Consider the following 12,389-nt stretch of genomic DNA (forward strand, 5'->3'; position numbering starts at 1 on the left):
GAGCCTTCGATTAGAAACGGTAGTGCGAGAAGGCGCGGTTGGCCTCTGCCATCTTGAAGAGGTCCTCGCGACGCTTGACGGAGGCGCCGACGCCGTTGGCGGCGTCCATGATCTCGTTGGCGAGGCGCTCGGCCATGGTCTTCTCCTTGCGGGCGCGGGAGAAGTTCACGATCCAGCGGATGGCCAGGGTGGTGGCACGACGGGAGTTGACCTCCATGGGCACCTGGTAGGTGGCGCCGCCGACGCGCTTGGGCTTGACCTCGAGGGTCGGGCGCACGTTGTCCATGGCCTTCTTGAAGACGGAGAGGGCGTCCTGCTCGGTCTTGGCGGCGACCATGTCGAAGGCACCGTAGACGATGCGCTCGGCGGTGGCCTTCTTGCCATCGAGGAGGACCTTGTTGATGAGCTGGGTCACGAGACGGTTGTTGTAGACGGCGTCGGGGATGACCTCACGACGAACTGCTGCTGCACGACGCGGCATGTGTATCTCCTAAGAACTGGAAAGGCTGATTCAGGATTTGGGGTCTTACTCCTTGGGGCGCTTCGCGCCATAGCGGGAGCGGGCCTTCTTGCGGTCCTGAACGGCAGCGCAGTCATAGGCGCCGCGGACGATCTTGTAGCGCACGCCGGGGAGGTCGCGGACGCGGCCGCCACGGATGAGGACGATGGAGTGCTCCTGCAGGTTGTGGCCCTCGCCGGGGATGTAGGCCGTGACCTCGATGCCGTTGACGAGGCGCACGCGGGCGACCTTGCGCAGCGCCGAGTTGGGCTTCTTGGGCGTGGTGGTGAAGACGCGGGTGCAGACGCCGCGCTTCTGGGGGTTGTGCTGCAGGGCTGCGTTCTTGGACTTGGCCTTGTGGGACACGCGGCCCTGGCGGACGAGCTGGTTGATGGTAGGCAAAGCTTTCTCCTTCGTAGAGCGTGCGAGTAGGCGGTGCGCGAGCACCTATGTATCAAGGACGGCGCAGCACCGTCGTCCCGGATTGTCATGCGCATGACAGTCGCGACGGGAAACATTACGCCCAATAAGGGCAGATGTCAAAATACCACGGGTCCGGGCGTATCCTTGATTCACCCATATTACACAGGCGAGAGACGGGCCGGGACGCCGGCGGAGAAGCCGTGTGCAACGAGGCGGGCGGCGCCCGTCGCAGGCACGCACGCCGCTGATGCCACCCGCCCCCCCACGCGCGACCGTCGTTCTCTATGCCAATCTATGAAACCGAGGATACAAAACCCCAGTTGACGAACCTCTCGATTCAGGAGAAGGCATAGAGAACGCATGTGGGCGGGGGCGGAGGCGGGTTACGCGGAGGCCTACACAGACTCCTCCGCGGCGTGCCTGAGTCCCGTGGCGATGAGGGCGCTCACGTGGTCGTCTGCCAACGAGTAGATGACGCGTTGGCCGTCTCGCCTGGAGCTCACCAGGCCTCGGTCCCTAAGCAGCCTAAGCTGGTGCGATATGGCGGATTGCGTCACATTGCACGCCTCGGTCAGCTCACCCACGCTCCTCTCGCCCATGACCAGGACGCCAAGGATCTGGAAGCGCGTCGAGTCGCTGAGCGCGTCGAAGATCTGCGTGGCACGGTACACGATGTCGTCGCTGGCAAGGCATTCCTCGAGCGTGCACGCCGTCTCTTCCATGGGACTCCCCTCTTCAGGCGCCCGTCCTCCCCCATCGATTCTAGGCAAGAGGGACCTCTCGTACGAGAGGGACCCGCCACTCTCGTGACGGGCCCCGCGCCAAGCATCCGGGCGAGAGCTACTCCTCGTCGCCGTCCTCGCTCTGCTCCACCTGCGAGAGCAGGTCGTGCAGGGAGCCAAGGTCCTCGTTGATGACCTGGTCGCCCTCGTCGTCAGAGGTCTCGCTGCTGCCACCGATGAGCTCGTCGTCGAAGCTGTGCTTCGCGGGAGCCGCAGTGCCCAGCATGATGTCGTTGTCGGCATCAGGCGAGAACACCATGTTGAGCAGTTGCGAGAGGTCCTCGCTGTCCGCCTCGTCCTCGTCGGGCTCGAGGATGTAGAGGAGGTTGCGCGCCTCGAGGCCGTCACGGAGCTCCTCGATCGCCTTGGCGCCGATGCCGTCGATGCGCAGGAGGTCGTCCTCGGTCTTCCCGATGAGGTCACCCACGGTCTCGATGCCGACCTCGCTGAACTTGTTGGTCCAGCGCTGCGACACCCCGAGGTCGTCGAAGAGGTAGAGCTTCGCGTCCTCGCTGGAGAGGGTGCGGCCGTTCTTGGAGTAGACGCCGCTGAAGCCGTAGTCGTCGCCGATCCAGTCGAGCTGCTTGGGCAGCTGGTCCTCGATGCCCTTGAGCTTCTCGGGAGCCCAGTCGGGCAGGCTCTTCGCCATGGGCGAGGTGGGGCCGTCGATGACCTGGCCGTGGTAGGTGAGCTTGACGTCGCCGTACGCCTTGAGGCCGGTGCCTGCGGGAATCTTCTTGCCCACGATGACATTGGACTTGAGGTCCAGCAGGTGGTCGACCTCGCCCTTGATGGCGCTCTCGGTGAGGACGCCGGCGGTGCGGATGAACGACGCGCTCGACAGCCAGGAGTCGATGGAGCTGGCCACCTTGAGGGTGCCCAGGATGACCGGCTCGGCCTCGGGGGGCGTGCCGCCCGCGAGGGCGATGTTGCGCACCGTGTTGGCGAAGACGTAGCGGTCGACGTACTGGCCCAGCAGGTAGGTCGAGTCGCCGGGGTTGGTGACCTGGACGCGACGCAGCATCTGGCGCGCGATGACCTCGATGTGCTTGTCGTTCAGGTCGACGCCCTGGGAGGTGTAGACGTCCTTGACCGACTTGACGAAGGTGTGCATCGTCGACTCGATGTCGGTGAGCTTGCGCAGCTTGCGGAAGTTGACGAAGCCGCGGGTCACCTGGTCGCCGGCGCGGACCTCGGCACCGTCCTCGACGCCCGGCATGAAGCGGACGGACGCGGGGACCCTCCACTCGGCCAGGATGCGGCTGGGGTCCTCGGTGTCGAGGATGCGCAGCTGGTACTCGGTCTGCTCGGGAGTGATCTGGAGCGTGCCGGTGTAGGGCGCCAGGTCGGCCTCGCGGCCCAGAATCTTCTCGTTGACGTTGCCGACGACGTCGAACATGCGAGCGACGGTGGGCAGGCCCTGCGTGATGTCGTCCGCGCCGGCGACGCCGCCGGAGTGGATCGTACGCATGGTCAGCTGCGTGCCGGGCTCACCGATGGACTGCGCGGCGATGATGCCCACGGAGGTGCCGATGTTGACGGGCCTGCGGGTCGAGAGGTCCCAGCCATAGCACTTCTGGCAGACGCCATACTTGGACTTGCAGGTCAGAAGGGCGCGGAGCTGGACCTTCTTCAGACCGGCCTCGACCATGGCCTCCAGGTCGGCCTTGGACTCAACGTAGCCGTCCCTCGCGACGATGACCTCGCCGGTCTGGGGGTTGACGATGTCCTCGAGCGCGCAGCGGCCGATCAGGTCGGTGTCGACGTCCGTCTCGCCCGGCTTGACGAGGTCGTAGGTGACGGCCTCGTCGGTGCCGCAGTCTTCCTCGCGCACGATGACGTCCTGCGCGACGTCGACCAGACGACGGGTCAGGTAGCCGGAGTCGGAGGTGTGGGACGCCGTGTCGACCAGGCCCTTGCGGGCGCCGTAGGTCGAGATGAAGTACTCGAGCGGCTCCAGGCCCTCGCGGAAGTTGGCCTTGATGGGCAGGTCGATGGTGTCACCGGACATGTCGGCCATGAGACCTCGCATGCCCGCGAGCTGCCTGAGCTGCGTCTTGGAGCCTCGGGCGCCGGAGTCGGCCATCATGTAGATGGGGTTGTCCTCGGCGAAGCCCTCGAGCATCTTGGTGCCCAGGGTCTCGGTGCACTCGGTCCAGGCGTTGATGACCTCGGCGTGGCGCTCGCGCTCGGAGAGGAAGCCGTCCTCGTAGTACTCGTTGATCTGGTCGACCTTGGCCTGCGCGTCCTCGAGCAGCTCGGGCTTGTCGTCGGGAATCGCGGCGTCCCAGACCGAGATGGTCAGGCCGGCGCGGGTCGCGTAGTGGAAGCCGCTGTGCTTGATGGCGTCCAGGATGGGCTCGACCTCGGCGGTGCTGTAGCGGTCGCAGCAGTCGTTGACGAGCGCCGAGATGTCACTCTTGGACATCTTGAAGTTGATGAAGGGGTAGTCCGCGGGCAGGCACTGCCGGTTGAAGATCACGCGGCCGACGGAGGTCTCGATGCGCACGGGACGCTCGGTGACGTCGTAGTCCCGGAACTGGCCACGGCCCTCCATGACGCGGAAGACCCTCCTGTCGCCCTCGACCACGTTGGCGTCCTCCGAGGAGACGCGCACCGTGACCTTGGCCTGGATGTCCACCCTGTCGCGGCAGTCGTAGGCGTTCATGGCGTCGTCGAAGTCGGCGAAGACGCGCCCCTCTCCCTCGACGCCATCCTTCTGGGTGGTGAGGAAGTACACGCCGAAGACCATGTCCTGCGAGGGGACGGTGAGGACCTTGCCCGACGCGGGCGAGCGCAGGTTGTTGCTCGAGAGCATGAGCACGCGGGCCTCGGTCTGCGCCTCGGTGGAGAGGGGCACGTGGACCGACATCTGGTCGCCGTCGAAGTCCGCGTTGAAGGGAGCGCAGACGAGCGGGTGCAGGTGGATGGCCTTACCCTCGACCAGCACGGGCTCGAAGGCCTGGATGGAGAGGCGGTGCAGGGTCGGCGCGCGGTTGAGCAGCACCAGGCGACCCTTGATGACCTCGTCCAGGACGTCCCAGACGGCCGGGGCGCTGCGGTCGATGGCGCGCTTGGCGCCCTTGATGTTCTCGACCTTGCCCAGCTCGACCAAACGACGCATCACGAAGGGCTTGAAGAGCTCGAGAGCCATGGTGGAGGGCAGGCCGCACTGATGCAGCTTGAGGTGCGGGTCGACGACGATGACCGAGCGGCCGGAGTAGTCGACGCGCTTGCCCAGCAGGTTCTGGCGGAAGCGGCCCTGCTTGCCCTTGAGCGCCTCGGCGAGCGACTTCAGCGGACGCCCGCCACGGCCGGTGACGGGACGGCCGCGGCGGCCGTTGTCGAAGAGCGCGTCCACGGACTCCTGGAGCATGCGCTTCTCGTTGTTTACGATGATCGCCGGGGCGTCGAGGTCGAGCAGGCGCTTGAGGCGGTTGTTGCGGTTGATGACGCGACGGTAGAGGTCGTTGAGGTCGGACGCGGCAAAGCGGCCACCGTCGAGCTGCACCATGGGGCGCAGGTCGGGCGGAATCACGGGCACGACGTCCAGGATCATGTTGGCGGGGTCGTTGTTGCCCTTGAGGAAGGCGTCGACCACCTCCAGGCGCTTGACGGCCTTCTCCTTCTTCTGCTTCTGGGAGTCGGAAGAGGCGACGATGGCGCGCAGCTCCTCGGCCTCCTTGGGCAGGTCGATGGAGCGCAGGAGCTCACGCACGGCCTCGGCGCCCATGCCGCCCTTGAAGTAGATGGAGTAGTAGCGCTTCATCTCGGTGAAGAGACCCTCGTCGGAGATGAGCTCGCGCTCCTGGAGCTGCATGAAGCGCTCGTAGGCGTCGCGACGGAGCTGCTTCTCCTCCTCGTACTCCTCCTCGAGGTCGGCGATGCCCGCGCGGACCTCGTCGGCCGAGAGCGGCTCGATGTCGCTGAACTCGTCCTCAGAGGGCTCGCCCTGGGCCTTCAGGCGCTCTATCTCGTCGTCGCGCTCGGCGTCGAGCTCCTCGAGGTCCGCTGCCAGCTCCTCCTTCAGCTCGTCGGCGTCGGCCTCGCGGGCCTCGGCGTCAATGGAGGTGATGACGTAGCTCGCGAAGTACAGGATCTTCTCCAGGTCCTTGCTCTTGATGTCGAGCAGGCGGGCCAGGGGGAAGCTCGTGGGACTCTTGAAGTACCAGATGTGGCTCACGGGAGCGGCGAGCTCGATGTGGCCCATGCGCTCGCGTCGCACCTTGGCGCTGGTGACCTCGACGCCGCAGCGCTCGCAGACGATGCCCTTGAAGCGGATGCCCTTGTACTTGCCGCAGGCGCACTCCCAGTCCTTGGTGGGACCGAAGATCTTCTCGCAGAAGAGGCCGTCCTTCTCGGGCTTGAGGGTGCGGTAGTTGATGGTCTCGGGCTTCTTGACCTCGCCGTGCGACCAGCTGCGAATCTCGTCGGCGGAGGCGAGCGAGATCTTTATAGCGTCGAAATCGGTGGTATCGAAATCTGCCACGTTCGCTACTCCTTATCGTTGGTGATATCGCCGACAAGCGCGTCCTCGCCCTTGTCGAGGTCGGCGGAGAGGCCGCCGATCAGGTCGTCGGCGCTCTCGGCGCCCGCGAAGACGTCCACGGGGCTGACGGTCGCTTCGTCCTGCGCGCCGGCCTCGTCCTCGCCGACCTTCTTGTAGGTGATCGGCTCGATGTCCAGGGCCAAGGAGCGGATCTCCTTGACGAGGACCTTGAAGGACTCGGGGATGTCCGGATTGGGGACGTTCTCGCCCTTGACGATGGACTCGTAGGTCTTGACGCGGCCGTTGGTGTCGTCGGACTTCACGGTCATGAGCTCGTGCAGCACGTTGGAGGCGCCGTAGGCATAGAGCGCCCACACCTCCATCTCGCCGAAGCGCTGGCCGCCGAACTGGGCCTTGCCGCCCAGCGGCTGCTGGGTGACCAGGGAGTACGGGCCGGTCGAGCGCGCGTGGATCTTGTCGTCGACCATGTGGCCCAGCTTGAGGATGTAGGAGGTGCCCACGGTGATGGGGCTCTTGAAGGCCTCGCCGGTACGACCGTCGTAGAGCGTCGTCTTGCCCTTCTCGTTGAGCTGGGGGACGAAGTCTATGTCCATGTGCTTGCCGTACTCGCGCATGGCCTTGTTGACCAGGTTGATGTTGGTGCGGCGCAGGGCCTCGGCGACCTCGACGTCGGTCGCGCCGTCGAATACGGGCGTGGCGACGCGCATGTTGCCCTCGACGACCCTCTTCGAGTCGGGGTCCTCGGTGTCCCAGCCGTGGGCGGCGGCCCAGCCGAGGTGGCACTCGAGCAGCTGGCCGACGTTCATACGAGAGGGGACGCCCAGGGGGTCGAGGAGCACGTCGACGGGGGTGCCGTCAGTCATGTAGGGCATGTCCTCCACGGGCAGGACGTTGCAGACGACGCCCTTGTTGCCGTGGCGGCCGGCGATCTTGTCACCCTGCTGGATCTTGCGGCGCTGGGCGACGAAGACGCGGACGAGCTCGTTGACTCCTGGCGGGAGGTCGTCGCCCGCCTCGCGGCTGAAGCGCACCACGTCGACGACGCGGCCATAGGCGCCGTGGGGCATCTTGAGGGAGGTGTCGCGGACGTCGTGTGCCTTGGCGCCGAAGATGGCGCGGAGCAGCCTCTCCTCGGCGGTGAGGGCCGTCTCGCCCTTGGGGGTGACCTTGCCCACCAGGATGTCGCCGGGGCCGACCTCGGCGCCAATGCGGATGATGCCGTCATCGTCTAGGTTGGCGAGCATCTCCTCGGACTGGTTGGGGACCTCGCGGGTGATCTCCTCGGGGCCGAGCTTGGTGTCGCGAGCGTCGATCTCGTGGCGCGAGATGTTGACGGAGGTCAGCAGGTCGTCGCGGACGACGCGCTCGGAGACGATGATGCCATCTTCGTAGTTGTAGCCCTCCCACGGCATGTAGGCCACGGTGAGGTTGGCACCGAGGGCAAGCTCGCCGTGGTCGACGGAGGGACCGTCGGTCAGGGGCTCGCCCTGGGCGACGTGCTGGCCCACCTTGACCACCGGGCGGTGGTTGCTGCAGGTGCTCTGGTTGGAGCGCTGGTACTTGGGGAGGTCGTAGCGCTCGGGGCCCCTCTCGGTGTTGACCACCACGTGGGCGGCGTCGACCTCGGTGACGACGCCCTCGTGGGAGGCACTGATGAGCTCGCCGGAGTCGAGCGCGGCGCGGGCCTCGAGGCCGGTGCCGACGAGGGGGGCGTTGCAGGTGATCAGGGGCACGGCCTGGCGCTGCATGTTGGCACCCATCAGGGTTCGCTTGGCGTCGTCATGCTCGAGGAAGGGGATGAGGTTGGCAGCGACGGAGAGCATCTGGCGAGGCGACACGTCCATGTAGTCGACGGCCGAGACCTCGATCTGGGCGGGCGCGCCGAAGGAGCCGTCGAAGTTGCGGGTGCGCGCGACGACGGTCTCGGGCGCGTAGATGTTGCCCTTGGAGTCGACGGCCACGAACTTGCCTGTCTTGGGGTCCACGGGCACGTCGGCGGGGGCGATGTTGTGGAGCTCCTCCTCGTCGGCGGTCATCCAGTCGACCTCGTCGGTCACCTTTCCGTCAACGACGCGGCGGTAGGGCGACTCGATGAAGCCGTACTCATTGACGTGGGCGAAGAGGGCCAGCGAGCCGATGAGGCCGATGTTGGGGCCCTCGGGGGTCTCGATGGGGCACATGCGCGCGTAGTGAGAGTTGTGGACGTCGCGGACGGCCGTGGGCACGTTGGTGCGGCGGCTGGAGCCGGACTTGTGGCCGGCGAGGCCGCCGGGGCCGAGGGCCGAGAGGCGCCTCTTGTGGGTGAGCCCGGCCAGGGGGTTAGACTGGTCCATGAACTGCGACAGCTGGGAGGAGCCGTAGAACTCCTTGATGGCCGCGACGATGGGGCGGATGTTGATCAGCGACTGGGGCGTGATGTCGTCAGCGTCCTGGGAGGCCATGCGCTCGCGGATGACGCGCTCCATGCGGCTCATGCCGATGCGGAACTGGTTCTGTACCAGCTCGCCCACGGTGCGGACGCGACGGTTGCCGAAGTGGTCGATGTCGTCCAGCTTCTTGGTGGGGTCACCCTCGTGCAGCGCGAGGAGGTAGCGCAGGGCGCTGACGATGTCCTCGCTGGTGATGACCTTCTGCTGGGCGTCAATCTCGAGGCCGAGCTTCTTGTTGATCTTGTAGCGGCCCACGCGCGCGAGGTCGTAGCGCTGGTTGTTGAAGTACAGACTGTCGAGCAGCGAGCGGGCGGAGTCCACGGTGGGAGGCTCGCCGGGGCGCTGGCGGCGGTAGATCTCGATCAGCGCGTCGTCGCGGGTGGTCGCGACGTCACGCTCGAGGGTGGAGCGGACGACCTCGGAGTCGCCCAGGAGGTTCATGATCTCGTCGTCGGACTCGGCGATGCCCAGGGCGCGCAGGAGGACCGTGGCGCTCTGCCGGCGCTTGCGGTCGATGGAGACCACGAGGTGGCCGTGCTTGTCAATCTCGAACTCGAGCCAGGCGCCGCGCGCGGGAATGAACTGCACGTGATGCACCTGGACGCCGTTGTCCAGCTCGGACGAGAAGTAGACGCCGGGCGAGCGCACGAGCTGCGAGACGACGACACGCTCGGTGCCGTTGATGATGAAGGTGCCGCGGTCGGTCATGAGCGGGAAGTCGCCCATGAAGACGAGCTGCTCCTTGATCTCGCCGGTCTCCTTGTTGACGAAGCGCACGTCGACGAAGAGGGGCGCCTGGTACGAGATGTCCTTGGCGCGGCACTCGGCCATGCTGTTGGGGGCATCGCCGAACTGGTGGTCACCAAAGGAGACCTCCATGGTCTTCGCGGAGTTCTCGATGGGAGAGAACTCGGCAAAGGACTCGGCGAGACCCTCGCCCATAAAGCGCTCGAACGACTCCTTCTGCACGGAGATGAGGTTTGGCAGCTCCATAGCGCTGGGGATCTTGCTAAAGCTCATGCGCTCGCGCTGATCCGCCTGTGCGGCTTGGGAAGACTTTGCGGTAGGCACCAGGCACTTCCTCCTTCAACGGTTAAATAGCGGCAGTTGTCGCAATCTAATAAAGTACCTAAGGGCTGCCATTTGGTCAATGAAAAGCCTTGACATATTCGTCATTATTTTGTATGGGAGAACCACGCTCCGACTACCTGCGGTTTTGCCACGGCAATTGTGGAGCGGCTGTGATGGGACGTGAGAGGCTCCTGGAGTTGGCCTGCCCGATCTTGTGAGTGTGGACGGTCTTCTCGCCTAGAGGGAGCGATTCTGTCCACAGGCACAAGAACGAGTGCAAGAGCGGGGCTCCGTCTGCGCCTCGAGAGAATGGCGACGTTCTTTTCTCGTCCGCTCCAGAGGCTTCGCTCGCGGGAGCCTCGTACGGAACGGCCCTCGGCGGATTTCCCCAGGAAACCGCTCGCCGCACGTTCCTTGCCGGTGGCTCGTTGGGACTTTCGCGCCATCGGCGTTACGAAAGAGCATGTCAGGCGAGAAAACGGGCGATTCCGACACGGAGACGTTCTCCATTCCGTCGCTTTTCGTCAGTTGATGCCCCAGCCAGCCGGCAAAGATTGTCCACGCGCGCTGTTGTGGCGGACGGGCGACGCCCGCTTCGGACGAAAAAGGGTCCGGGCATATGCCCGGACCCCGAGCGACCTGAGTCGCTGAGCTAGCGTGTCAAGACCCCAGTTACTTCAGGGTGACGGTGGCACCGGCCTCCTCGAGCTGCTTCTTGGCGGCCTCGGCGTCCTCCTTCTTGGCACCCTCGAGGAGCACCTTGGGGGCACCCTCGACGGCCTCCTTGGCCTCCTTCAGGCCAAGGGAGGTGAGGGCGCGGACGACCTTGATGACGGCAATCTTGTTGGAGCCGAAGGAGGTCAGCTCGACGTCGAAGTTGGTCTTCTCCTCCTCCTCGGCAGCAGCCGCGGGAGCGGCAGCGGCGACGGCGACGGGAGCGGCGGCAGAGACGCCGAAGACGTCCTCCAGCTCGTGAACCAGCTCGGAAAGCTCGAGGGCGGGCATCTCCTTGAGGGCCTCGATGATCTCATCCTTGGTGACAGCCATATCAATTCTCCTTTGTGTGAGGGCACGGGCGTGCCCTGCGACCTTTGCTTGGTGCAATGGGACTTACGCGGCGTTCTTCTGATCGACGACGGCCTGGAGCGCAGTGGCGAGGCCACGGGCGGGACCGGCGCAAACCTGGGCGATGCCCGAAAGCGGGCTGGCGACCACGTAGACGAGCTTGGCCATGAGCTCCTCGCGGGAGGCGAGCTCGGAGTAGGCCTTGGCCTCGTCGGCGTCGAGCGCCTTGCCATCTGCGATGGCGCCGATCCACTCAATCTTCTTGAGTGCCTCGGCCTCCTTCTTGATGACCTTTGCGGCATCGACGGGGTCGTTCTCGTAGAAGACGTAGGCGCAGGTGCCGACGAGCTTCTCGCTCACGTCGGGCAGACCGGCCTCCTTGAGGGCGATGTTCACGATGCTGTTCTTGTAGACCTTCATCGTGGCACCGGCCTCGCGCAGGGCGCGACGCAGCTCCTGGGTCTCCTTGACTGAGAGGCCGCGATAGTCGATGAAGAAGACGCCCTTCGACGCCTCGATAGACTTGTTGACCTTCTCGAGCATGTTGATCTTGGACTGTGCTGGCATTGAATACACCTCCTTGGAACGCGCTAGGGCACGAGCCGCCGACACGGGCGGGCCTTCACGCGAAAGACCCCGCTAGGCGCGCGGCCAAAGCGGGGTCCAAGAAGACGTTTCTTTAGACCACCTCGGCAGGCGGGTCTCCCCTTTGAGCCTTACGGCACCGACTGTCTTTGGCAGCGGACGTGCGATGTATGGTTTGCTCTTTCGAGCATTGTAGATTCTTGCACCCAAGAATCGGGCTGTCAAGCTCACCTGTGCCGCACGGCCCTCTTCACAAGAAAGCCCCATGGCCGCTGCCATGGGGCTTCGTCAAATCAGGCTTTGCCTCGGCCTACGCGGTGAAGTCGCGCGTGACGGAGGAGTCGACCCTCACGCCGGGGCCCATCGTGGAGGACACGACGACGCTCTTGACGTAGCGACCCTTGGCGGTGGAGGGCTTGACGCGGAGAAGCTCGGAGTACAGGGCCCCGTAGTTCTCGGCCAACGCCTCGGCGGTGAAGGACACCTTGCCCATGGGGACGTGGCAGATGCCGTAGCGGTCGGCGCGGTACTCGACACGGCCTGCCTTGAGCTCCTTGACCATCTTCTCGACGTCCATGGTCACGGTGCCCAGCTTGGGGTTGGGCATCAGGCCGCGGGGGCCGAGGATGCGGCCCAGGCGACCGACCTTGCCCATGAGGTTGGGCGTGGCGATGACTGCGTCGAAGTTGATGTTGCCGGCCTGGATGTCGGCGACGAGCTCGTCGGAGCCAACGATGTCGGCGCCGGCGGCCTCGGCCTCGCGGGCCTTCTCGCCCTCGGCGAAGACGGCGACGCGCACGTCCTTGCCCGTGCCGTTGGGCAGCGAGATGGAACCACGGACGTTCTGGTCGGCCTTGCGGGTGTCGACGCCCAGGCGAACGGCGACCTCGACGGTCTCGTCGAACTTGGCGGTCGAGAGCTCCTTGACGAGGGCCATGGCCTCCTTGGGGCCGTAGGCCTTGCCGGCCTCGACCTTGGCGGCGGCTCCCGTGTAGTTCTTTCCGTGCTTAGGCATGCTTTCCTCC

General features: G+C 65.5%; 8 protein-coding genes. All 8 read right to left on the minus strand.

The annotated features are described in order from the left end of the window. Positions 1-10: 10 nt before the first annotated feature. A complete protein-coding gene (gene rpsG, locus Q5923_RS03400; RefSeq protein ID WP_062531617.1) occupies positions 11-481 on the minus strand; it encodes a 30S ribosomal protein S7 in 471 nt (156 codons plus the stop codon). A gap of 45 nt (positions 482-526) precedes the next feature. Continuing rightward, entirely contained in the window at positions 527-901 is a 375-nt protein-coding gene (gene rpsL / locus Q5923_RS03405; protein ID WP_009278406.1) for a 30S ribosomal protein S12, read from the minus strand. A gap of 416 nt (positions 902-1,317) precedes the next feature. Further along, a complete protein-coding gene (locus Q5923_RS03410) occupies positions 1,318-1,644 on the minus strand; it encodes a helix-turn-helix transcriptional regulator (protein WP_009278405.1) in 327 nt (108 codons plus the stop codon). Positions 1,645-1,762: 118 nt separating this feature from the next. Continuing rightward, positions 1,763-6,193: a DNA-directed RNA polymerase subunit beta' gene (locus tag Q5923_RS03415; RefSeq protein ID WP_303132164.1), complete on the minus strand. Its 4,431-nt coding sequence runs from the start codon at positions 6,191-6,193 to the stop codon at positions 1,763-1,765. Positions 6,194-6,198: 5 nt separating this feature from the next. Next, positions 6,199-9,663, minus strand: coding sequence for a DNA-directed RNA polymerase subunit beta (locus Q5923_RS03420; protein WP_232202823.1), 3,465 nt, complete (start codon positions 9,661-9,663; stop codon positions 6,199-6,201). A gap of 723 nt (positions 9,664-10,386) precedes the next feature. Continuing rightward, positions 10,387-10,761: a 50S ribosomal protein L7/L12 gene (gene rplL / locus Q5923_RS03425; protein ID WP_009278402.1), complete on the minus strand. Its 375-nt coding sequence runs from the start codon at positions 10,759-10,761 to the stop codon at positions 10,387-10,389. 63 nt (positions 10,762-10,824) lie between these two features. Continuing rightward, positions 10,825-11,346, minus strand: a complete 522-nt coding sequence (gene rplJ / locus Q5923_RS03430) for a 50S ribosomal protein L10 (protein WP_009278401.1) — start codon at positions 11,344-11,346, stop codon at positions 10,825-10,827. A gap of 328 nt (positions 11,347-11,674) precedes the next feature. Further along, positions 11,675-12,379, minus strand: coding sequence for a 50S ribosomal protein L1 (gene rplA, locus Q5923_RS03435; RefSeq protein ID WP_009278400.1), 705 nt, complete (start codon positions 12,377-12,379; stop codon positions 11,675-11,677). Positions 12,380-12,389: the final 10 nt, after the last annotated feature.

The sequence above is a fragment of the uncultured Olsenella sp. genome, from assembly GCF_959602185.1.
Taxonomy (GTDB): Bacteria; Actinomycetota; Coriobacteriia; order Coriobacteriales; family Atopobiaceae; genus Olsenella_I; species Olsenella_I phocaeensis.